General features: G+C 38.2%; 22 protein-coding genes and 1 pseudogene. 6 read left to right on the forward strand and 17 right to left on the reverse strand.

What is annotated here, in order from left to right:
- Positions 1 to 108: 108 nt before the first annotated feature.
- Positions 109 to 396, forward strand: a pseudogene (locus OW492_RS10715) (cation:dicarboxylase symporter family transporter); the annotation flags it as partial.
- Between the two features lie 56 nt (positions 397 to 452).
- Here OW492_RS10715 and OW492_RS10720 read toward each other — a convergent pair.
- The 7 genes from OW492_RS10720 to lepA all read right to left on the reverse strand — a co-directional run bounded on the left by OW492_RS10720 (position 453) and on the right by lepA (position 7760).
- On the reverse strand, positions 453 to 1679 hold the full coding sequence (locus OW492_RS10720) for a cysteine desulfurase (RefSeq protein ID WP_290039951.1): 1227 nt from the start codon (positions 1677 to 1679) through the stop codon (positions 453 to 455).
- 76 nt (positions 1680 to 1755) lie between these two features.
- On the reverse strand, positions 1756 to 2496 hold the full coding sequence (gene pdxJ, locus OW492_RS10725) for a pyridoxine 5'-phosphate synthase (protein WP_290039952.1): 741 nt from the start codon (positions 2494 to 2496) through the stop codon (positions 1756 to 1758).
- Between the two features lie 24 nt (positions 2497 to 2520).
- Complete coding sequence (recO, locus tag OW492_RS10730) at positions 2521 to 3222, reverse strand: DNA repair protein RecO (protein WP_290039953.1); 702 nt, start codon at positions 3220 to 3222, stop codon at positions 2521 to 2523.
- A 34-nt stretch (positions 3223 to 3256) separates the two neighbouring features.
- Entirely contained in the window at positions 3257 to 4159 is a 903-nt protein-coding gene (gene era, locus OW492_RS10735; protein WP_290039954.1) for a GTPase Era, read from the reverse strand.
- A gap of 58 nt (positions 4160 to 4217) precedes the next feature.
- A complete protein-coding gene (rnc, locus tag OW492_RS10740) occupies positions 4218 to 4904 on the reverse strand; it encodes a ribonuclease III (protein WP_290039955.1) in 687 nt (228 codons plus the stop codon).
- Complete coding sequence (gene lepB, locus OW492_RS10745) at positions 4901 to 5821, reverse strand: signal peptidase I (protein ID WP_290039956.1); 921 nt, start codon at positions 5819 to 5821, stop codon at positions 4901 to 4903. Before lepB ends, rnc begins: the two co-directional genes overlap by 4 nt.
- Positions 5822 to 5963: 142 nt before the next feature.
- Positions 5964 to 7760, reverse strand: coding sequence for a translation elongation factor 4 (lepA, locus tag OW492_RS10750; protein WP_290039957.1), 1797 nt, complete (start codon positions 7758 to 7760; stop codon positions 5964 to 5966).
- Positions 7761 to 8327: 567 nt separating this feature from the next.
- Here lepA and OW492_RS10755 point away from each other — a divergent pair.
- Positions 8328 to 8789 carry an RNA-binding protein gene (locus tag OW492_RS10755; protein ID WP_290039958.1) on the forward strand — a complete coding sequence of 154 codons (462 nt, stop codon included), beginning with the start codon at positions 8328 to 8330 and terminating at the stop codon, positions 8787 to 8789.
- A gap of 74 nt (positions 8790 to 8863) precedes the next feature.
- On the opposite strand, the gene OW492_RS10760 is transcribed toward OW492_RS10755, so the two are convergent.
- On the reverse strand, positions 8864 to 9730 hold the full coding sequence (locus OW492_RS10760; protein ID WP_290039959.1) for a LysR substrate-binding domain-containing protein: 867 nt from the start codon (positions 9728 to 9730) through the stop codon (positions 8864 to 8866).
- Between the two features lie 190 nt (positions 9731 to 9920).
- Here OW492_RS10760 and hisC point away from each other — a divergent pair, with 190 nt between their 5' ends.
- Positions 9921 to 11009 carry a histidinol-phosphate transaminase gene (gene hisC, locus OW492_RS10765; RefSeq protein ID WP_290039960.1) on the forward strand — a complete coding sequence of 363 codons (1089 nt, stop codon included), beginning with the start codon at positions 9921 to 9923 and terminating at the stop codon, positions 11007 to 11009.
- A gap of 16 nt (positions 11010 to 11025) precedes the next feature.
- Positions 11026 to 11802, forward strand: a complete 777-nt coding sequence (locus tag OW492_RS10770) for a transporter substrate-binding domain-containing protein (protein WP_290039961.1) — start codon at positions 11026 to 11028, stop codon at positions 11800 to 11802.
- 112 nt (positions 11803 to 11914) lie between these two features.
- On the opposite strand, the gene OW492_RS10775 is transcribed toward OW492_RS10770, so the two are convergent.
- From OW492_RS10775 to OW492_RS10800, 6 genes are all read right to left on the reverse strand, one after another.
- Entirely contained in the window at positions 11915 to 13993 is a 2079-nt protein-coding gene (locus OW492_RS10775) for a S9 family peptidase (RefSeq protein ID WP_290039962.1), read from the reverse strand.
- 188 nt (positions 13994 to 14181) lie between these two features.
- A complete protein-coding gene (locus tag OW492_RS10780; protein WP_290039963.1) occupies positions 14182 to 14769 on the reverse strand; it encodes an HD domain-containing protein in 588 nt (195 codons plus the stop codon).
- A 47-nt stretch (positions 14770 to 14816) separates the two neighbouring features.
- A complete protein-coding gene (locus OW492_RS10785) occupies positions 14817 to 16349 on the reverse strand; it encodes a DHA2 family efflux MFS transporter permease subunit (protein ID WP_290039964.1) in 1533 nt (510 codons plus the stop codon).
- Positions 16350 to 16357: 8 nt separating this feature from the next.
- Positions 16358 to 17539, reverse strand: a complete 1182-nt coding sequence (locus OW492_RS10790; protein ID WP_290039965.1) for an efflux RND transporter periplasmic adaptor subunit — start codon at positions 17537 to 17539, stop codon at positions 16358 to 16360.
- A gap of 96 nt (positions 17540 to 17635) precedes the next feature.
- Complete coding sequence (locus OW492_RS10795) at positions 17636 to 18079, reverse strand: MarR family transcriptional regulator (protein ID WP_290039966.1); 444 nt, start codon at positions 18077 to 18079, stop codon at positions 17636 to 17638.
- Positions 18080 to 18322: 243 nt separating this feature from the next.
- Positions 18323 to 18949: an HD domain-containing protein gene (locus tag OW492_RS10800; protein ID WP_290039967.1), complete on the reverse strand. Its 627-nt coding sequence runs from the start codon at positions 18947 to 18949 to the stop codon at positions 18323 to 18325.
- A gap of 219 nt (positions 18950 to 19168) precedes the next feature.
- Between OW492_RS10800 and OW492_RS10805 the strand changes: the two genes are divergently transcribed.
- A complete protein-coding gene (locus tag OW492_RS10805) occupies positions 19169 to 20368 on the forward strand; it encodes a diguanylate cyclase (RefSeq protein ID WP_290039968.1) in 1200 nt (399 codons plus the stop codon).
- 199 nt (positions 20369 to 20567) lie between these two features.
- On the opposite strand, the gene OW492_RS10810 is transcribed toward OW492_RS10805, so the two are convergent.
- Positions 20568 to 21590 (reverse strand): sugar kinase, encoded by a 1023-nt coding sequence (locus tag OW492_RS10810; RefSeq protein WP_290039969.1) that lies wholly within the window; start codon positions 21588 to 21590, stop codon positions 20568 to 20570.
- Positions 21591 to 21931: 341 nt separating this feature from the next.
- Complete coding sequence (gene pip / locus OW492_RS10815) at positions 21932 to 22885, reverse strand: prolyl aminopeptidase (protein ID WP_290039970.1); 954 nt, start codon at positions 22883 to 22885, stop codon at positions 21932 to 21934.
- Positions 22886 to 23091: 206 nt separating this feature from the next.
- On the opposite strand from pip, the gene OW492_RS10820 reads away from it, so the two are divergent.
- The gene (locus tag OW492_RS10820) at positions 23092 to 23934 is read left to right on the forward strand and encodes a phytanoyl-CoA dioxygenase family protein (RefSeq protein ID WP_290039971.1); all 843 of its coding nucleotides are present in this window, start codon (positions 23092 to 23094) and stop codon (positions 23932 to 23934) included.
- A gap of 326 nt (positions 23935 to 24260) precedes the next feature.
- Here the strand turns inward: OW492_RS10820 and OW492_RS10825 are convergent, their stop codons facing one another.
- A complete protein-coding gene (locus tag OW492_RS10825; RefSeq protein ID WP_290039972.1) occupies positions 24261 to 24458 on the reverse strand; it encodes a hypothetical protein in 198 nt (65 codons plus the stop codon).
- Between the last annotated feature and the right edge of the window lie 57 nt (positions 24459 to 24515).

Genomic DNA, 24515 nt, shown 5'->3' on the forward strand with positions numbered 1-24515 from the left:
GAAAGCCCCCCAAAATGATAAAAATAAATTTATTAAGTAATCATATCAACTATATTTATACCAAGCTTTAACTAAAATAGGCAAAAAACATAAAGTTTGTTTAATAAATTAGTAGTGATTATGGCGATTAGCTCATTTGGTATCGCAGGCGTGGGTGGCGGTGCGACTTTCGCTGCTTTAATTGTATTACCGGCAATGGGTTTACCAGTAACGATAGCCGCTTTGCTTATTTCAATTGAACCTTTAATTGATATGGCACGAACAGCGTTGAACGTGAGTAGAGCAATGACAGCAGAGACAATTACGTCGCGCTTGTTAGGTGATAAAAAAGAGATTAATAAGGCATTTAAATTAAGTCCTAAACAAGTCACAAATCAATCTACTCATAGACAGTAAGAACCCACCACCCGGTATTTTAAGAATACTTAAAGGCTAGATGGTGGGATAAAACGTTATTCTTGTAGCATAAGAATAACGTTTTTTAATGCCGTAATAAATGCAGCGGCTTCTTCAAGCGTATTGTATATTGAAAACGAAGCTCTAATCGTACCATTGCATTGTAAACTCGACATCAAGGGCATGGCGCAATGCGTCCCACTTCGCACAGCAATCCCTTGTGCATCTAATAACATAGCAATATCGCTATTATGCTCGCCTTTCACCACAAAACTAATCGCTCCAGACTTTTGTACCTCACTGGCAAACACAGCCACATTAGGTATTTGCATTAGCGCTTGTTGTGTAAAGTTAATAAGTTGTTGTTCATGTTGGTGGCAACGCGCTAAATCTAAACCATTTACAAAATCTAAGGCTGCACCTAGTCCAATCGCCCCTGCAATATTCGGCGTGCCAGCCTCAAACTTAAAGGGCAATTTATTATAGGTGGCTTTAGTAAAGGTAACCGTGTCAATCATTTCACCGCCGCCTTGCCATGGTGGTAGCGCCTCTAGCAGAGCTTTCTTTCCATACAACACGCCTATTCCCGTCGGACCAAATATTTTATGTCCAGAAAATAGATAAAAATCGCAATCTAATGCTTGTACATCAACGTCGATATGAGCAACGGCTTGCGCGCCATCAATGATTACTTTTGCATCAAACTGATGTGCTAATGCAATCATAGTTTGAATAGGGTTAACAATACCTAAGGCATTCGATACATGAGTGATTGAAACAATTTTAGTACGTTCAGATAAAAGTGTTTTAAACGCATCGATATCTAAAGTGAATTCAGCAGTCAGCGGAATAACTTTTAATACAGCGCCGGTACGCTGAGCAACCATCTGCCAAGGCACAATATTAGCGTGATGCTCAACAGCGCTTATAATGATCTCATCACCTGTCTGTAATTGTGCAGACATAACATTGGCGATCAGATTAATTCCCTCAGTAGTACCTTTTGTCCAAATAATCTCTTCAGAATAATTCGCATTAAGAAAGTGCTGTACTTTTAAACGACTGGCTTCAAATAAGCCTGTTGCTTGATTACTCAGAGCATGGCTTGCACGATGTACATTAGCATTACTAGTTTGATAATAGTCACAAATGGCATCAATCACTGACTGTGGTTTTTGGGTGGTCGCGGCGTTATCAAGATACACCAAAGGATGTTGATTAACTTGTTGCTGTAGAATGGGGAATTGTTTGCGTAATTGTTCAATGTAGGGAGCTGAACTCAAGGTGATACCTCATAAGATAAAATAACGCATTAATCGTTACTACAATTAATGCGTTTAATTGCCTTTAATAGAACATTTATCGGCTTTGATTGCGGCCTTCAACCATTAAACGTTTCATTTCACTTACCGCAACAGCAAAGCCATCTACTAATGCACGAGCTACAATCGCATGCCCAATGTTTAGTTCGATGATTTCAGGTAAAGCAGCAATCGGTTTAACATTATGGTAATTCAAACCATGACCCGCATTCACTTTAATGCCTGCTTGTTGACCATAAGTCGCCGCTCTAGCAACACGTGCTAACTCAGCTTCTTGAATCGCATCACTTTCAGCGTCTGCATACTGCCCAGTATGAAGCTCCACATAAGCGGCTTTCATTTTCACAGCTGCATCGATTTGCGCAGCTTCAGGGTCAATAAATAAACTAACTTGAATATTAGCTGCGTTTAAACGGCTCACTGCATCAGCAATTTTATCGTAATTACCGACCACATCTAACCCACCTTCAGTGGTTAACTCTTCGCGCTTTTCTGGTACTAAACAAACAAAAGCAGGTTTCGTTTTTAAGGCGATCTCAACCATTTCATCAGTCACTGCCATTTCTAAATTCATGCGAGTCTGTAATGTTTGCGCTAATACCGCTACATCACGATCATGAATATGACGACGATCTTCACGTAGGTGAATAGTAATACCATCTGCACCAGAGGTTTCAGCCACTGCTGCTAAATGTGCAGGTTCAGGGTAACAAGTACCACGTGCATTACGCAGTGTTGCTACGTGGTCAATGTTCACACCTAATAATATTTTGCTCATCTTCTTTCCTTTATCTGTACTGTATTACTTAGCGGCAAATAAACTGCGGCTATGTAATGGCTTGTCACCTAATAAATTAGCTAATGCTTGACGGCAAAAGCGTTTTGCCATCTTAAGCGTGGCTTCACTATCGAGCTTGCGTTGCGATAGATTAATAATATCTTGGCCATCATAAACTTGTTCGGGTTTACAAATTGCCTGCTTAGCAAAAAAACCAAGTTGTTGCTGGTATTGATATTGAAAGCCAGCTTCAATTAACTCTTCGCTATATACATCTTGTTCAAAATTAACGCCGTATCCTAATGTCTCTAATAGAGTTAGTTCAAACAAACGTAATGACTTTTGTGGGTCTTCATCTCGGGCAACACTAATTAGGGTACGTTGATAGCATTCAAAAAGACCATCACAGGCGGTTTCAGCTTGCAACAAACGATATAATAGCTCGTTGATATACATGGCAATGTAAAGACGTTGACCGTGTAGTGGAACCACTTGAGTTTGCGCTTCGAGTGACTTAACAGTTTTTAAGCTGCCACGTCCAAAATAACTAGCAAGCAATAAAGTAAAGGGTTGAGCCATGCCACGTCTCATACGTGTACTACTTCTGCCCCCTTTGAAAATAAGACTAACTTTACCTATATCTTGGCAAAACAAGTCAACGATTTGACTTGTTTCTCCATAGGGACGACGATGCAATATAAACGCATTGTGACACTCAATAGACATTCAAAAACCCCTATAAGCAACATGCTCACGACTATTAGCCGCTGTAATCATCACCATAACCCAATGAGCGCAATGCACGATCATCGTCAGCCCAACCTGACTTCACTTTCACCCAGATTTCTAAGAATACTTTTGAATCGAATAACTCTTCCATATCGATTCGAGCTTGTTTACCAATGGCTTTTAACTTTTCACCTTTGTTACCAATTACCATGCGTTTTTGGCCATCTCGTTCCACCAAAATAAGCGCATTGATATGTAATACACCATTAGCTTTCTGTTTGAACTGCTCAATTTCAACAGTTACTGAATAAGGTAACTCGTCACCTAAAAAGCGCATCAGCTTTTCACGAACGATCTCTGAAGCCATAAAGCGTGAAGAACGGTCAGTAATATAATCATCAGGGAAGTAGAACTCTGACTCAGGTAAAATATCTTTCGCCCATTGTCTAATTTTCTCTACATTATCACCAGATTTAGCTGACATAGGTAAGATATGAGCAAAGTTAAAACGCTCACCTAATTGTTGAAGATGCGGTAGTAACAGTTCTTTATCTTCGACATTATCAATTTTATTAACAGCCAAAATAACTGGGCACTTTTGATGTGTTAGTTTCTTTAGCACCATCTCATCATCATCGTTCCAGTTAGTACCTTCAACAACAAAAACCACCATTTCAACATCATTGATTGAACTTGATGCTGCACGGTTCATTAAACGGTTAATAGCGCGCTTTTCTTCAATATGTAACCCCGGTGTATCAACAAAAATAGTTTGATAATCACCATCGGTATCAATCCCTAAAATACGGTGACGAGTAGTTTGCGCTTTGCGTGAAGTAATACTTACTTTTTGCCCAAGTAAGGCATTGATTAACGTCGACTTACCTACATTAGGGCGTCCGACGATGGCTACTAAGCCACATTTTTGAGTCATTATTTAGCTCCTAAGAAGGTTAATGATAGTAAAATATAGAATGCAGTGTGAAGTAACATTATTGATCACCTAACAGTGCAGTTAACATAGTTTGTGCAGCCAGTTGTTCAGCCTTACGGCGACTAGTGCCTTTCCCTTGTACAGGTTGCATACCTTCAATTTGACAACTCATGGTAAATTGTTGGTTATGTGCTTCGCCTTTCACATCTAAGACTTCGTAAACAGGTAATGCTTGCTTACGAGATTGAAGGTGTTCCTGTAGACGTGTTTTAGGATCTTTCTGCGTAATACCAGGTTTAATGGTTTTTAATCGGCTATCAAACCAGCTTAATACTAATTTATTCACCGTATCGATATCTGAATCTAAGAATACCGCACCAATGATAGCTTCTACGCCATCGGCAATAATAGAGTCACGGCGGAAACCACCACTTTTTAGCTCACCAGGACCGAGAATTAAACAGTCACTTAATACAAATTCACGGCCAACTTCTGATAGCATTTTCCCACACACTAAGGTTGCACGCATGCGGCTTAAATCACCCTCATCAACTTTTGGGAAACGTTTATATAAGTCAGTTGAAATAGCGAAACTTAAAATTGAATCACCTAGAAACTCTAAGCGTTCATTGTGCAGCCCTAACGCACTTCTATGCGTTAATGCTTGCTTTAATAATCCAAAATCTGAGAATTGGTAACCAATACGTTTCTCTAAACGTTTTAACTCTTGTTCTTTCATCTTCATTTAATACTACCTATACGCTCAAAACGCACATTACTTGGTACCCAACTTGGTAAAAAGTCATCTGCGCCTCGGTCAAACTCAAAACTAATCCATTTTGCTACGGCTTTCCCCACCAGATTACGCTCAGGAACAAATCCCCAGAAACGGCTATCACGGCTGTTATCGCGGTTATCACCCATCACAAAATAATTACCCTCAGGTACAACCCACTCATAGGTATAAGTCGATACATCTTTTTGTTGATAGTAAGCTTCAACTTGCTCTCTACGTAAAGGGTTAATTAATAATTGGTGTTCCACATCACCTAATACTTCAGAATAAACTTTAACTGTATTACTCTCATGTTTAAAGTCTTGCTCGCCTAAGAAAGACGTGTCTAATTTTTTGTAATCACCACAACTATTATCACCACAAGCAGGGGCTATATAGAGTGCTTTATCTTTATAAACGATACGGTCACCAGGTAAACCAACCACTCGTTTGATAAAGTCTACACGTTGATCTTCTGGGTATTTAAATACTGCAACATCACCACGTTCAGGGTGACCTGTTGGAATCAGTGTATTCTGCCAAACTGGCTCTTTAATGCCGTATGAGAATTTCTCAACTAAGATAAAATCACCCACCAATAAAGTTGGCATCATCGACCCCGATGGGATTTGAAATGGTTCATAAATAAATGAACGCAGAATAAATACCGTTGCAATGACTGGAAAAAGGCCACGTGCATTTTCAATAATTGGGTTTTCTGGATACATTTTAGCAAGCTTTTTATCGTCTAATTTAATCTCAGATTTAGCCTGTAACTCTGCATAAGCTTGCTTACGCTTTTTTGCCCATTTTATTTTATCAATAACCCAAATAATCCCAGTTACTAACGTTAAGATGACTAATATTAATGCAAATGAGTTTGCCATTTTTTTTCCTAATAAATGTAAATCATATTAATTAATGTATTTAACTAATATGACTCGTTTAAAATACAAAATGCGCTGATCGGTTAATCAGCGCATTCCCTTAAATAATGATTACTTTTCCTGACTAAATAGCAATCAAAAACTACTTATCTTTACCTATGTGTAACACGGCTAAAAACGCTTCCTGTGGTACATCAACATTACCAACAGATTTCATACGTTTTTTACCTTCTTTCTGTTTCTTCAGTAGTTTTTTCTTACGGCTGATATCACCACCGTAACATTTTGCTAATACGTTCTTAGTCAATTGCTTAACCGTTGAACGCGCAATAATCTTGCTACCTATCGCTGCTTGAATTGCAATGTTAAACATTTGACGAGGGATCAGTTCTTTCATTTTTTCAACTAAGTCACGACCGTAACTTTCTGAATTATCACGGTGCGTAATTAATGCTAATGCATCAACACGATCACCATTGATCATAACGTCTACACGTACCATGTCAGAAGCTTCATAACGAACAAAGTTATATTCAAGTGAAGCGTATCCACGACTGGTTGATTTTAATCGGTCAAACAGATCCATTACCACTTCACCCATTGGGATTTCGTAAGTCAATGCGACTTGATTGCCGTGATAAGCCATCTTAGTTTGAACACCACGCTTATTAATACATAGGGTAATAACATTGCCTAGGTAGTCTTGTGGAACAAGAATATTACATTCTGCGATGGGTTCACGAATTTCATTAATATCATTAGTTGGTGGCAATTTAGCTGGGCTATCTACATATTCAATTTCTCCACCATTTTTTTCTACTTCGTAGATTACTGTTGGTGCAGTGGTAATTAAATCAATATCATATTCACGCTCTAAACGCTCTTGAATGATTTCCATGTGTAATAAACCAAGGAAACCACAACGGAAACCAAAGCCTAAAGCAGATGAGTTTTCTGGCTCATACAATAATGATGCATCATTAATACTTAATTTACCTAGCGCATCACGGAAGTTTTCATAATCATCTGAACTTACTGGGAATAAACCAGCATAAACCTGCGGTTGAACGCGTTTAAATCCAGGTAACACTTCTGGTGATGGATTATCAGCTAATGTTAAGGTATCACCTACAGGTGCACCTAAAATATCTTTAATACCAGAAATAACATAGCCTACTTCGCCAGCTTTTAAGATACCTGTTTCTTTTTGTTTAGGTGTAAAGTAACCCACTTTAGTCACTAAATGAACTTGACCTGTGGTCATTACTTTCATTTTATCACCGACTTTAATTTGACCGTGTTTGATACGCACCAATGACACTACGCCTTGGTAGTTATCAAACCATGAATCAATGATTAGCGCCTGCAATGGTCCATCAAGGTTACCTTCTGGCGGTGGGATCATTTTCACGATCTCTTCTAACACAAGGTCAATACCTACGCCTGTTTTAGCAGAACAACGTACCGCTTCAGTTGCATCGATCCCTACGATATCTTCGATCTCTTCAGCAACACGCTCAGGCTCAGCAGCAGGCAAATCAATTTTATTTAAGATCGGGACAACTTCTAAGTCCATCTCTAGGGCGGTGTAACAGTTTGCTAATGTTTGCGCTTCAACGCCCTGACCGGCATCAACAACCAATAAAGCTCCTTCACAAGCAGCTAAAGAACGCGATACTTCGTAAGAGAAATCCACGTGTCCCGGTGTATCGATGAAGTTTAACTGATAGGTTTCGCCATCTTTGGCTTTATAGTCCAAGGTAACGCTTTGTGCTTTGATGGTAATACCACGTTCACGCTCTATATCCATAGAATCAGTTACTTGTGCTGCCATTTCACGTTCAGTCAGCCCTCCACAGGTGCTGATTAAACGGTCTGACAATGTCGACTTACCATGGTCAATGTGAGCAATGATTGAAAAGTTACGAATGTTTTTCATGAATACGTTAAATACCTTATTAGTGACTACACTTTGCATCGTGATACAGGTTAATCGTCTTTATCACAGCTGACTTAAGACCTTTTGAAAGAGGTTTTAAGTCGCTTTAATGCTAAATTTTTATGTTTGTTGTTAATTTGTCTATTTTGAGTACATTAATTGCCGTGCATTCTAGCGAATTTCTGTTTTAATCTCCATCTTTATAGCGCTATCAAGCAAATGGATCTTTGCGCAGTTTTTTAATGTTATTTTTAACGGTAAGAAAAATTTAACATTCACTTAAAAAAACACTTTAAGTATAAAAAACGAGCACCTAGCGTTCACATTTCAAGCACAAACAGCGAGGCTTGCTTCACATTTTTAACTTTTCTTAAACAAGATCAAAGCGGATCAAGCAATCTATTAACGCTATTACTGTTTTTTGACATACAATAGACCTTGCTTTTAATGGATTGATAATGGCAAGGATTATGCCACCCATTCTCAAAAGCTTCATGAGCTATTTTCATAGATAATGGATTTACGCTTACGTTTCTATTCTTTTCTTATTTTTGAGGTTATTAAATTATGAAGTCAAACACTCCAGTGTTGCTTTCTGTTGTAGTTGCTATTATTGGTGCAGCTGCCATTGCTTTACTCCAAATCAGCCTAGATGGCGCCCTTTTATTTGCAGCCGGTGCTGTAATAAGTGGTTTTCTTATCCAATTTGCAAACTCAGCGAAAAGTGCTTCACCAGAAAGCGCTGCAGAAGTTGATTTTGCAACAACAACACTTTACGTTGGTAACTTACCGTACCGTGCTAACGAAATGGCTATTCGTACGTTATTTGCAGAGCATGGTAAAGTAATTTCAGTACGCTTAATGAAAGACAAACATACCGGTAAACGCCGTGGATTTGGATTTGTTGAAATGCCAGAAAGCGATGCAGCCAATGCAATTGAAGCTTTAAATGAACAAGAGTTCCAAGAACGTTCATTAAAAGTAAGAGAAGCCAACGAACGTGCTCCTCGTAAAGAAACTGCTGAATAACTTATTTCAATAGAAATATAAAAAACCGAGACTAGCATACTACTTCTCTCGGTTTTTTTGTGCCTACCCTTATATCAAGCTAACCAAGTTAATAGTGTTTGTAATGGTAAATGATTACTCTTTTGGGGATAAACTAAATAATAGGATTTTCCTGATCGTAACTGCACTGCGTGAGGCATTATTAGTTGCCCTGATTGCACATCAGAAGACGCTAACACCACATCTCCAATACTAATACCAAACCCTTGTTTCGCAGCACTCACAGCTAAATCTAAAGTGGCAAAATGCTGTTGATGTTTAACCGGTAAATTGTCGCTCCCAGCTAACGCAAGCCATTGCTTCCAGTCATGTTGTTGTGGGGTAGAGTGCAACCAAGGAAACTTTCGCATCTCCTCAATACTGAGCTCAGCAATCCCCTCTGGTAATAGCGAAGGCGCGCAAACCGGTGTTAGCACTTCTTCAAATAGACATTGGCTAGTTAAACTTTTATCGCTAACCTGTTCGCAATAACAAATAGCAGCATCAAAAGCCTCTGAAGAAAAATTAATATCATGTTTAATGGAGGATGTTAACTCAACAGTGATATCCGGAAAAGTCTGTTGAAAAGCCATGATTTTAGGTAATAGCCAGTTACTAATACAGCTAGGTGCTTTTAATCTTACCACAGGGTTAACGCTGGATACCTCAGCCACTGCACTCTTCATCTGATTAATCACTTGCTTTACTAGGGGTAAAAATTGCTCGCCTTTTTCAGTGAGGCTTAACCCACGAGCATGACGGTGAAACAATTGGATATCCAGCTTTTTCTCCAAAGAGATAATTTGTCGGCTAACAGCCCCCTGCGTCACATTTAAACGTTGCGCCGCTAGGGTGAATTTGAGGTGATCAGCAGTAACGATAAAAGCTTGCATCTCAGTGGTAGAGGGTAAACGAATACTCATCGATATCTCGTATTTAAAGTGAAAAATTGTAACGCACTTAGCTATGAATTTTTAGCATAGCTAGTATACCTATTTTTCGTTTCACCTTTCAAATTAGATTTGCTTAAATCGCCTCACATAAAAAATGCATATTTATTCTAAGTTAAAGATTAAATATTCATTTTGTAATTTATTAAATGGAAGTTTGTTAATGCAATCTCTCGCATCAAAATTAGTCCCTAGAGCAGTTGAAAAGCTTATTCCCTATCAATCTGCTCGCCGCATTGGTGGGCAAGGCCACCTATGGTTAAATGCTAATGAATTAGAGCGACCGGTACACTATGGTGATTTAAGTGAAGGTGATAATAGCCATTACAATCGCTATCCTGATTTCCTGCCTCACGATACTGCAAAAGCATACCTTGAATACTGTCAACAAAGTTCAGGCCCACTAAACTGTGAGGCTGTCACAGTGCGCGGTGCAGATGAAGCTATCGACCTGCTTATCCGTACTTTTTGTCACCCAGGAAAAGACAGCATAATTATTTGTCCTCCAACCTACGGTATGTATGAATTCTGCGCTGATTCGTTTTCTGTGGATACTTATAAAATACCACTATTAGCAGACTTCCAATTAGATGTTGAACAGATTAAAAAGCAACTACCTAGCAGCCCATTATTGTTTTTATGTTCGCCTAATAACCCGACGGGAAATAGCATTGATGAAACAGATATTATCAGCCTATTAGAAGCGAGCAAGGATTCGACATTGGTAGTAGTTGATGAAGCTTATATTGAGTTTTCATCGCAGCAAAGTGCCTTACATCTAATGCATAAATATCCACATCTTATTGTTATAAGAACACTTTCAAAGGCTTTTGGTTTAGCCGCTATTCGTTGCGGTTTTTTACTCGCAGATAGTAGCGTCATGACTTATATTAACCGCCTTATTGCTCCTTACCCGATTGCAGATCCTACGGCTGAGATAGCATTAAAGGCACTATCTTCTAATGGACTAGAGATTATGCATAAACAAACAAATCAATTAATTCAAATACGAGAATGGTTTAAATCACAACTGATGTTATTGGACTCTGTACAACATGTATTTGGCAGCGAAACAAATTTTGTGTTAATCCGCTTCAAGGATCATCTTGATACCTATCAACATCTTATTACACGGGGTATTGTGACAAGAAATCAGGCACACGAAGAGATATTAAAGGATTGCGTGCGAATTACTATTGGCTCTAAAGAGAGCATGCTTGAAACATTAAATGCGCTTAAAACATTAAAATAACTAAAAGGAACTTATCATGAAATCATTAAAAATAGCGGCACTATTATTATCAACCATGTTGATTGCACCACTACATGCGGCTAGCTCAAAAACAGTACGTCTATCCTCTGACTTTACTTACCCGCCTTTTAACTACAAAGATGCAACGGGCACGCCTGTTGGTTTTGATATTGAAATTGCCGATGCATTATGTGCACAAGCAGCGTTAAACTGTGAGTGGGTGACTTTAGCTTGGGATGGTCTTATTCCAGGTTTGCTATCGAGAAAGTCAGATGTGATCATGGCGTCAATGCGTATTACAGAAGAGCGTAAAAAACGCGTGTTATTCACAGACAAGTATTACCAAACACCAGCTAGTTTTGTAGCAGCAAAAGATGCAACTTTTAGTATTGATAAAGCCGGCTTAAAAGATAAAGTGATTGGTGTACAAGTAGGTACTATTCACGACAATTATGTAACAGATATGTATGGAGATGTTGCTGAAATAAAACGTTATACAGGGCAAGATCAGGTTTATATTGATTTAGAAAATGGTCGTCTAGATGCCGCTTTTGCAAACTCTGATCAACTAGTATTAGCTTTCTTAGAAAAACAAGCAGGCGCTAACTTTGCACTAAAAGGCAAACTAGTTACTGATAAAGCTTATGTGGGTGAAGGGACGGCCTTAGCACTGCGTAAGCAAGATAAGAAACTAGCAGAGCAATTTAATAAAGCGATTGCTGAGATTCGTGCTAACGGCACCTACGATAAAATTGCTGCAAAATACTTTAGTTTTGATATTTACGGTCAATAATAACCACTAAATTGATACAATAGACAGCTGATTATTTATGATGAATAATCAGCTTTACTAACCTTCATCGACATGCAATAAACGTTACTACTTTCTTGTTTAATTTGTCTTTTTAATCAGCGAGATTAATTAAAAAAGCAAACTCTCTTGCGATATCTTCAAAGTGTTTAAATCGCCCTGATTTACCACCGTGTCCAGCTTCCATATCCGTATACAATAATAGCTGGTTATCATCGGTTTTTAATTCACGTAACTTAGCAACCCATTTAGCAGGCTCCCAATACTGCACCTGTGAGTCATGTAAACCCGTAGTGACCAACATATGCGGGTAATCTTGAGCAACCACTTGATCATAAGGGCTATAACTTAAAATATACTCATAATATTTTGGATCATTAGGGTTCCCCCATTCATCATACTCACCAGTAGTCAGTGGAATAGTGTCATCCAACATAGTTGATACTACGTCAACAAAAGGCACTGCAGCAACAACCCCTTTATATAACTCAGGGGCTTGGTTAATAATTCCTCCCATTAATAAGCCGCCAGCACTGCCTCCCATGGCAAAGACTTTCTCTTTTGCACCATAGCCTTTTTCAACAAGAGCTTTAGACACATCTACAAAATCGTTAAAGGTATTTTTCTTTTGCAGTAATTTACCTTGTTCATACCATTCTCGACCTAATTCTTCACCACCACGGACGTGTGCAACTGCATATACAAAACCCCGGTCTAGCAAGCTTAAATTAGCCGAACTAAAGCCGATATCTAGACTATGCCCATAAGATCCATAAGCATAAATTAATAACGGGTTTTGCTTATTAAATAAGTCACGCTTATAGACCAAAGATACTGGTACTTCTACGCCATCACGAGCAGTTACCCAAACTCGTTCACTTTGATAATCTTCACTCGCAAAATCCCCCATCACTTGGCTTTGCTTTAATAGGGTCGTTTCACCTGTTTCTAAATCTAATTCATACACAGTTGATGGAGTAGTGAAAGAGGTATATTGATAACGAAATTTACTGCTATTTGATTGTGGATTGTAATGGCTAAACACTGTGTAAACAGGATCATTAAAGCTTAATACTTTAGACTCACCTGTTTTAAAACTAATTTGGCGTAATACAGGTAAGCCTAGTTCCCGCTCTTCAACCACCAGCCAATCATCCATTAACTCGTACCCTTCCAATAGCACAGTTTCTCTTGCTGGCACTAAGGTTTGCCACTCACTTGGCTCATTCACCATAAAGCTTTCTGCCGAACAAGTTAACGTATGTAATGCGAAGTTTTTACCATTGATATTACTGCGAATGAAGAACTTGCCTTGGAAATGATCAACGCTGTATTCATGGTCTCGTTGTCTTGGTAAGAAACAAGTGAATGCTTGCTCTGGGGTATTAGCATCTAAAATTAAACATTCCGAGGTCATCGTGCTGTCCGCACAAATCACTAAGTAGTCTTCAGAACGTGTTTTATATAAATTCAAATAGAAGGTGTCATCTAGCTCTTCGTAAATCAATTGATCATGCCGAGGATCATCGCCTAATTTATGGCGATAAACTTGGTAAGGCAATAAAGTTTGTTGATCTTGTTTTACATAAAACAATGTTTGGTTATCGTTTGCCCATACTACATCGGTAACATCTTCAATACTTTCATCGAACAGTTCATTTGTCGCTAAGTTTTTAAAGCGCAATGTATATTGGCGACGACTAACAGTATCTTCGGTAAACGCCAATAACATTGAGTTAGGGGATAAACTCAAGGCCCCTAATTGATAATAGGCAAAACCTTCCGCGCGCTGATTACAATCGAAAAATATCTCTTCTTCGCCCTTCTCCTCGCCATCTTGGCTACCTTTTTGACGAGAGTAAACACTATAATCTTTACCTTCGTCGTAACGGGAGGTATACCAAAAGCCTTTTTTAAAATAGGGAACGGATGCTAATTCAGGCTCTTGTTTCGCTACCATTTCATCGTATAACATTTTTTGAAGATCAGATAATGGAGCCATCACCTTTTCTGTATAACTATTCTCTTCTTCTAAATAAGCTAATACAGCAGGATCTTTACGGTTGTCATCACGTAACCAAAAATAATTATCTTGACGTTGATGACCGTGAGTTTCATGCACATGTGGCTTAATAGCAGCAGTAGGGATCACAAGGTCGACTTTCTGGGTCATATTCTCTCTCTTTTAGGCTGTTCATGATGAAGTAGCAAAACGACAAACAACAATAACGCGGACCAAGAATGAAAGCTACCAAATAAGAGAAGTTATGAGGAATGTTAGGAAGTAAGTAAAGTAAGTAAGTAACGTTTAATGACCACTGAATTAACCATTAAACGTTAAAATTTATGACAAGTAATAGGTTATTTTAGCCAACCGTTAGCTACGGCCAGTTCAGTTTGCTCAACAACATATTGCCACAATTTGGGCGCACTCTTTTCTAAATAGCTATTACGCGCTAAGACTTGAGACCGACTAATCTTATGTTTAGCCCAACTGCCCCCCTGATTATTCATGTTTTGCACCAGTGGTAAAATCCTGTCCATGCCTTTGGCAAACTGTGCGTCGTTGGTTTCGGCCTGTTCAAACTCAAACCATAGGCTTTTATATTCTTGGTGTTGTGCTTCAGGTAATAAACCAAACAATCGTTGTGCCGCTTGTTCTTCTTTTAGCGCTTGTTGTTGGTGATCTTTTGTTTCAGCAAAGGCAAAAAGATCACCCGCATCAATTTCAATAATATCGTGAATCAACAGCATTTTAACCACTCGAGTAATGTCGATTGGTTGCTCTGCATAATCTTGTAATAGCTGAGCAACTAAAGTGATATGCCAGCTATGCTCCGCGCTATTTTCCTGGCGATCATTATCTTCCTTTACCGTCGTTTGACGATACACTGCTTTTAATTTATCAATTTCTATAATGAAGGCTAATTGTTGCTGTAAATCTGTCATATTTTAATTCCTGTATTTAGGATTATTCATTGAATAAGTTGTCAAGGTTAATGCCCACCTACTGCTTCAGGCGATTTTGATGATTTAATAAACGGCCCTTTGGCAAACCACACCACTACAATTAATGCAAAGAACAACCAACCTAGCATATAAAAGTAATCGTTTAAGGACATTAAATAAGACTGTGAATTAGTTAAGGTATTCACCGCAGAAAGGTTAGCTTGAGTTACTCCGCCCATTTTATCCAAATACTCTACAGCACCAGGATTATAAATGCTGACATGTTCTGTTAAGTTAGCATGATGGAAGTCGGCACGACGATTCCAAATCCAAGTCGTTAATGATGAAGCAAAACTTGAACCTAATACACGTAAAAAGGTAGTCAATCCCGATGCATCTGCGACTTGCTTATGATCCAAATTGGATAAAAAGATGGTGGTTAATGGCATAAACATAAAGGCAATACCAATCCCCATAAACAGTTGTACTTCTGCCACTGACGCAAAATCAACAAAGCTATTAAAGTGTGCACGCAAGAAGCATGACACACCAATCACTACAAAGGAGATACTCGCTAATAATCGTAAATCTGTTTTGTGTGCATAGTTACCAATTAAAGGGGCTAAAATCAATGGTAGAATGCCCATTGGTGCAGAAGCTAAACCAGCCCAAATAGCCGTATATCCCATGTAGATTTGTAACCATTGAGGCAAGATAACATTAATTGCAAAAAATGCCGCATAACTGACTACGAGAGCAATCGTACCAAAGGTATAATTACGATCTTTAAACAAGTATAAATTCACAATCGGATTCTTTTCAGTTAACTCCCAAATAACAAAGGAGATCAATGCAATCACTGAGATAATCGTCATGATCACAATCTGCGTAGACTCAAACCAATCGGCATTATTACCAAGATCCAAAACCACCTGTAGCATGCCAACACCTAACACTAACAATGCAATACCGATAAAATCGATAGGCAATTTAGCCGTAGTGTCAATACGCCCTTTCAGCTGTTGCCACACAATCACACAACAAAAAATACCAATGGGAATATTGATAAAGAAGATCCAAGGCCATGAGTAATTATCGGTGATCCATCCTCCAGTTATCGGACCAACAATCGGGGCAACCACAGTCACCATGGAGATCAAAGCTAATGCAGCACCACGTTTTACAGTGGGGAAAATCGCCAGTAATAGCGTTTGGCACATTGGAAACATAGGCCCTGCAAAAAAACCTTGTAGGGCGCGAAAGGTAATCAGCTCAGGCATACTGGTGGCAATACCACATAAAAAAGAGGTAAAAGTAAACAAAGAAACCGAGATGATAAATAACTTGAGTTGTCCAAATCGACGAGAAAGCCAACCAGTTAAAGGCAAGGCAATCGCATTACTCACTGCAAATGAGGTAATAATCCAAGTACTTTGCTCTGAACTAACTCCGAGGTTACCAGCAATAGTAGGCAATGCAACATTTGCAATGGTGCTATCTAACACTTGCATAAAGGTCGCCATTGCCAAAGCAATAGTCGCTAATACAACACTGGGTGGCGTATAAGTCTGATCCTGCATAACCGCCTCTACTTAGCTTCTGTTAAGCTAGTACCGATGTTTTCGCGAAGAATTTTGGCCACCAATTGGTCCGCATCTTTTAAGGTATTCTGATACACATCCGTATCGAAACGTGCTTCAACTTGTGGTTCCTGCTCAAGTACTTTACCGCTGGTATCTTCAATATCAACTTTAGCCACCATGGATAAACCAATACGAAGTGGATACTGTTCTTGATTATCAGGTTGCAAACGAATTTTAACAGGTAAACGTTGCACGATTTTAATCCAGTTACCACTCGCATTTTGCGCAGGTAAAAGTGAAAAAGCACTACCAGTACCAATACCTAAACTTTCAATTTCACCTTTATATTCAACTTCTTCACCATACAAGTCTGAGGTTAAAATAACCGGCTGTCCAAGGCGCATATCTTTCATTTGGCTTTCTTTAAAGTTTGCATCAACCCACACTTGGTGTAGCGGTACAATCACCATTAATTGACTACTTGGTTGAACACGGCTACCTAACTGCACCGAACGCTTTGCCACATAACCACTAATTGGCGCGATGATTTGAGTGCGCATATAACTCAAGTAGCTTTTACGTACCCCTGCTACAGCAGCTTTAATGGCTGGATGTGTTTCAATCACTGTATTATCCACCAGCGAGGTCGACATTTTAAACTCTTCTTGTGCCGCAATATACTGGCTTTTAGTCGTCTCTACTTGGTCACTATAGTGAGTGAGATCTTCTTCTGAAATAGCCCCCGATCTCACAATATCTTTACGGCGTTTATAATCATTAATCGCCTGATTATATTCAACTTTACTCGTATCTAATTTTGCCTTTGTATAATCAGACATAGCAAATAAGCTACGTACTTGTCTGACAGCAACGCCTAATTTTGCCTCCGCTTCCTGCAGCGCGACCTTGGCATCGCTATTATCTAAGGTCACTAACACTTGGCCTTTTTCTACATAATCACCTTCATCAACCACCACCTTGCTAACTGTGCCTGATATTTCTGGCGATAAAGTAACAAGATCTCCATTAACATAAGCATCATCGGTTTCTTCAGAAAACTTTGCGTATAGCTCATAATAAGCAAACCAGCCACCGCCTATTACCAGCAATATTATAAATAGAACTAAAAAGGACGTTTTGCGTTTACTTCTGCTTGAATTAATACTGTTTGTTTGTGTATTTGACATGCTGTGTTTGCTCATTATTTAAAAAACATGAAAAAGTGAAGAGCTAAATTGAATCTTGCTACCAAACCAAATGAACTGGCGATAATAACCCGTTATTTAGACTGACTCTGCAGGTAATAAACGCATCAATAACCCGCTCAACTGCTCTACTTCTTGTACGGAAAGATCGCCTAACAAAAGCGGCCCCACTTGATTTTCCATTGTATCCATACATTGTTGCAGTAAAGACTCACCGGTATTTGTTAAGTTCAGTAATACACCACGTTTGTCTTCTGGATTCGGTTGCTTTTCAAGCAGCTCTTTCTTTACTAAGCGATCTACCATTCGCGTCATCGAACCACCATTGATACTCAAATATTTGCATATATCTACTGGCGCATTCATATCATAAAAATGAATCGCAGCTAGCACCTTAAATTGTGCAGAACTAAGCCCAATCGGTGCTAAGTACTGATTCATTAACTGCTCTTTATGTAAATGTGCTAAACCAATTAATTTAGCTAATGGGATCCCTGGAGATTTTGGTTGAATAGTTAACATCTATAGCTCGCTTTAATACAAATAAACTAATTGCCTAGGCAATTAATTGACAAAAATATTTTACTGCCTAGGCAAGTAAATTGTCAATTTATAATGAGTTGATTATTTAAATAGGTGATTATTTAATAAACGAGTGAGCCATATATCAAGGTAAAAACTCATTACCTGTTAGGTAAAAAGTCAGTCTTATCTAATACTATGATGATATTGGTTGGCTTAATGGAAGTAAGATGAATAATTAGATTAAACTTCTAAGGCAAGTTGCTCAAGGTAACCTTCCATCCATTGGGTTCGTTGTAAGGCGATTTTCTTGCCCATTTTAGTATTCATGGTATCAACTAATTTAAGCAGCTTGGTATAGAAGTGATCAATGGAGAATTGCTGATCATCTAATAAACGTTGTTCGGCAAAGGTATCTAACTCTGAATATAAAGGACGTTGTAATTGGCTGCTCACTTGAATACAACGTGCTACCCCAATCGCTCCTAATGCATCTAAACGATCAGCATCTTGTACTATTTTAGCTTCAATACTTTCAGCCTTAATTCCACCGCTTACGCTATGTGCAGCAATAGCATGATGAATAGCTAATAAATATTGCTCTGGATAATTGATAGAGCGTAAGAAAACTATCGCTTTATCGGCGGCATGTAATGAACTTAAAGCACGTAAAGCATGATTTTTAGGATAACTCAAACAATCATGTAACCAAGCAGCTGGTAATACTACATTTAATTCGGCATGTTCACTTTCTGCTATTTCAGTGGCTAATTTCACCACTCGCTGCACATGTAAAAGGTCATGCGCTAAATCGGTTTTCATATGCTCAACAATAAACGCTTTGCATTGTTGTTGATATTGACTAAACATCTTATTTCTCTGTGACAAACATAAAGTACACAAAATGTTACGTGTTTAAAGTTAAAAGTAAAAGCAACTTCTCATTAACCACCTATCAAAAACACCCATTAAGAGGTAATATAAGGAACATCAAAGATAAATGATATTAATAATTTTAATCTATTTTAAATAAACTAATATATAAACAGGCGCATAAGCAAATATAAGCACCATTGAAAGGATACCAATGTGGAACAAGATGAAGGGAATATCACAAAGCGTATTAATTGTTTAACGCCATTATGTAGCATTATTATTTTTATATTAGCAATACTCTCTGCGATCTCCTCCTACTACTTATTTTCTCAACAGCATCGAGAAACAACCATCTCAGCTGCCAGTAATGAAGGTGGTTTAGTCATTAAGCTAAGCCATGGCTTTGTCCGTGCTTATTCAGATTTTGAAGCACAATACGCTAGTGGGCTGCTACCTAACCCAGCTCTTTTTAGAGCACATGCGTTAAAATTAACAGACTTAAACTCTCTATTTGGTGGCTCACTAGCTTCCGAGGTCGTTGGTTTTCCGGGAAAAGCAGTGAGGTTGGAGCCTAAAGACGACCTAATGCGTGAACAAATGACTGCGCTACAAACCCATAAAGATAAAAAGATGAAGACTAGCCTGTTCATCCGAGATGGACAAACTATCTTACGCTCAGTATGGCCGTTTTACGCCAAAGATAGCACTTGTGTAAATTGCCATAATAAGATTCTAGGGTTAACTGGTTCAGAGCAATGGAAAGTCGGTGATTTGATGGGCGCGCAAGTTGTTGAGAAGAATATTCAACAACAATTAAAAGATGTCAGCAATGAAGCATTGTTGCTTAGCATATTAATTTTTTTGACTGTAATTACAGTCCTCTATTGCTTTATCTTCATTAGACATCAAATCCTTTTAGCTAAACAACTTAAAACATTAGCGAATACTGACCCGATGACCGGCTGCATGAATAGACGAAACATGTACAACAAAATTAACAATATAGAAGAAAATGTAAGTGGTGCTATCCTGATTCTTGATATCGATAAATTTAAGAAGGTAAATGATAATTATGGTCATGCAGCAGGTGATGTAGTGATCCAAACCATTGCAAAGTGCATTAAATCTGAAGTTCGAGACAGTGATTGGACGGCGAGGATTGGTGGTGAAGAGTTCCTAATTTGGTTACATAACGTCTCTAAAACACAAGCAGAAAACATTGCAGAAAGCATTCGTCAACAAATTGAATCAGTGGTTATCGAGTATCAGCAGAAGACTATCCAATGCACAGCAAGTATTGGGCTTTACGCATTTGAAGATGACTCTCCTACACATTTTAATACTTGGTTTAGCAATGCCGATGCATTACTTTATGAAGCTAAATCTAACGGTAGAAATAAAGTGGTCAGTTGACCCTATAGGAAAGCTTGCCTAGATCTGGGTAACTCAGGGTTAAGGTAGTTGATGAGTCTGTAATAGAAGAGATTGGAAGAGATTGCTTAGACTGTCAATAGCACTCAGGATAACGCAAAGTGCTACATAACCATTAAGATTAGGATTAGAAAATAGAGCCGATTAATATTTAAGTTTAACCGGCTCTATTTTTATAGGCTTAACGACTTAATCGTGCATTACTGCCTTTTTGCATCGCAGTACGAATCTCTGATTCAGTCACAAGATTTAAATCACCGCTAATAGATAATTTTAATACACTTGCGGCAATGGCAAACTCAATGGTTTCTTGTGCTTCAAATTTGTTAATCAGTCCATGTAATAAACCTGCACCAAACGCATCACCTGCAGCAACTCCTTCCATAACATTAACATTATGTATAGGTGTGTCATAGAACTGCTCATCTTGGTATAAAATAGCCATCCAATCGCTTTGTTCAACCGAGTTAATATTACGCAAAACACTCGCTACGACTTTACAATTTGGGTAGCGTCTAGTGACCTCTTTCATACCCTCACGAAAATCATCTATCTGTTCAATACCATGTGAAAGATCACCATCAAATGCTTTAATGCCAAGCATTGCTTCAAAATCTTCATCGTTTGCAATACAAACATCAACAAATGGCATTAACTCATGCATCACAACTTGAGCTTGTTCTGGTTTCCACATTTTACCGCGATAATTTAGATCACATACCACTGTAATGTTATTAGCTTTACAGTAATCTAATGCGCTTTTTAATGCCGCCTCTAATGCTTTAGAAATGGCAGGAGTAATACCTGAGAAATAAAAGACTTCGACATCTTTTAAGATAACAGCCCAGTCGAATTCATCCGTTTCTGCCTCTGCAATAGAGCTGCCTGCACGGTCATAAACAACGCCAGTACCACGTGCACCGTTACCCTTTTCAAAGAAATATAATCCCAGTCTTGGACCACCGCGTAAAGAGCGACTAGTATCTACGCCAAACTTTCTTAAAGTACCAACAGCAGCTTCTCCCAAGGCATTTTCAGGAAACTTGGATAGATAAGCAGAGTCGTGCCCTAATTGTGCAAGCGAGACAGCAACATTCGCCTCAGCACCACCATAAGCCGCTTCAAAGGTATTAGTTTGTAAAATACGTTCAAATGCGACTGGTTTTAGGCGCAACATCATTTCGCCAAATGTTAATACTTTCATTAGTTTCCCCTATAAGTTCTAGTATGAATTTCAACCCAAAAACAAACACTTTAGTTATTTGTATTATATTAATATAAATTAAAACTTTCATTGAGGAAAATCAAGGGAAGTGTTTTTATTATCGACAACACAACAAGACAAAAACAGAATAGGAAGACAAAAAAACAAAATAAAACATTGAATTTAAAAACAAAAATTATTCCAATAACTATTAGAATTTAGAATGAAAAGAAGAATCTGAGCTAGAAGCTAAATATAAAAATAACCTACCATAATAATAAGTAATACAATTAAACTTATTGTTTGTTATCCGTGTAGTCGAGATGCTCTCATTACCTGATTCACTTATATGAATTTAACAATAGCATTTCCTTTGTCGCTTCAATCAAATGATGTTTGGTATTCGTTTCAATTGATGCATGACCAGAGGCTTCGCTTACAACCAATTTTGATTGAGGTAATGCTTGATGCAGTTGCCAAGCGTTATCAAATGGGCAAACAATATCGAATCTTCCGTGCACGATTGTGACCGGAATATCTTTAATATGATGGCAGTTTGCTAATATCTGGTTGTCTGATAAGAAACAATTATTAATCATAAAATGAGCTTCATGGCGCGCCATAGTCCAAGCCTGATCATCCCCTGTTGCTGCATCAACAAAGGCTTGATTAGGAATCAATGTACAACAACGAATTTCCCAAATACACCATGCTTTCGCTACTCTCATCGCCAATTTCTTATCATCTCCGAGCATCAAATTGTAAGCTGCTTGTACCGATGCTTTTCCATCAGGTAAAACATCGAGGTATTCTTGCCAATAATCAGGGTAGATACGTGTTGCGCCACCACCAGAAAAAGTCCAATCAGTATCCTGTGCTCGGCCTAAAAAAATACCACGTAAAACCAGACTTAAGACTCTAATAGGATGAGTTTGAGCATAAACTAATGCTAAGGTCGATCCCCATGAACCACCAAAAACATGCCAATATTGAATACCTAATGCTTGACGAATTGCCTCAATATCACAGACTAAAAGCCCTGTTTCATTATTGTCTAAACAACCGTGAGGTAAAGAACGCCCGCAACCTCGTTGATCAAATAAAACAATACGGTACTTTTCAGGGTCAAAGAAACGCCTGTCATTTTTAGAGCAACCACCACCGGGACCACCGTGAATAAATAACACAACTTGCCCATTTGGGTTACCACATTCTTCAACATAAACTTGGTGTTGATTATCGACATTAATTAAGAAGTGATTATAAGGCTCTATTTCAGGGTAAAACTCATTCATTGTGTTAACTCATCTTATTCGTATAGGCTTTTAGTTAGGAAGAACAACTATCTTACGATTCAAACACCTCTTATTTAACAAAGGATAAAGAGACTGTTAGTGTTTATTTAATTCACTTTATTGATTGTTCCCCTTATATTAATAATTCTCTCGTTATCAACTAAAAAATAATCATTGATGGACATTCAATGTAAAGGAATATAATCATGTTATCAGCTAAACAAATACAACACTATGAACAACAAGGTTACATTATCTTAAACGACCTTATTCCTTTACATAAAATTGAAAGTATTAAACAACAGGCTAACAAATTAGTAATGCAATGGGCTGAAGATAGTCCTGACCATGTTTTTACTACCAAAGATAACGACCGTAGCGATAACAATTACTTTTTGGACTCGGCAGAGAAAATAAGATGTTTCTTTGAAGAAGAGGCATTTAATGAACAAGGTAAACTAGTACAAGATCGCGCCCTGTGCATCAATAAAATAGGCCATGCTTTACATCAGCTCGATCCGGTTTTTAGAGAGTTTAGCCATCAAAAAGTATTAGGTGATATTGTCACTGACCTTGGTATGGTATCCCCGCAAATTCGTCAATCCATGTATATTTTTAAGCAGCCAAATATCGGTGGAGAGGTTAACTGGCATCAAGATGCGAGCTTCTTTTTTACTACGCCACAAAGTGTTATTACCCTGTGGTTTGCCATTGAAGATGCCACCATTGAAAATGGCTGTTTGTGGGTAGAGCCTACTGGTCATTTAGGGCCTTTACGCGAACGCTTTAACTTACATGGCACACAAACTACTATGGTTAATTTAGATGAGACACCATGGCCAACAGAACAAAGCGGGCAAAGTGTTGAAGTAAAAGCAGGTAGTTTAGTGGTATTTCAAGGACGCTTACCGCATTACAGCGCGCCTAATCGCTCTGCAAAATCTCGACAAGCATTTACTCTACATGTGACTGACGGTGAAAGCGAGTATGCCTCTGAGAATTGGTTACAGGCTAAGACGTTACCCTTACATGGTTTCAATAACGTATAGATTTTTAGCTAAGTGTTTTCACCTTAGCTAGCTTGTTTAATCTCAGTTCTGGTTAATAGAAACGAAACATTATATAAAATGAGATAGTTAAATCATTTATGAAACAATATTGCTAGTTGTACATAGTTCAGGAAAATTATTGCAGCTGTAACTGGTTAGAGACATAATTTAATGGAGCAATCCTATAATAAATAGTGATGTTAACTCGCGTTTTTATCCAACCTTGAAGTTCATTATAAAGGGCTAGTTAAATATTATTTAGCTGGATTAATACAATAGAGAGCCATACAGCTCTCTGATTTACTTAATTTCAAGCGATAAGAAAACTACTTATCTTTTCCGGAAGTCATATTATTGATGGTGACCGTTAAGATGACACCTAGTAATACAACGACTAGTGTCGATAATGCGCGCCATACCAGACCTGAATCGCCAATATATCCCCAGATACCTAATACAGAAACGGTGGTGCCAAGCAGAATACAGATTATTCCGATGATTAATGCTATTTTATTTACGTTCATATTAACCTTCTCTTTTTATTATTATTTTTAGTTGAATATTAATTATTGCTTTAATTA

Origin of the sequence: Psychromonas sp. 14N.309.X.WAT.B.A12 (genome assembly GCF_030397575.1) — a bacterium.
Classification (GTDB): Bacteria; Pseudomonadota; Gammaproteobacteria; order Enterobacterales; family Psychromonadaceae; genus Psychromonas.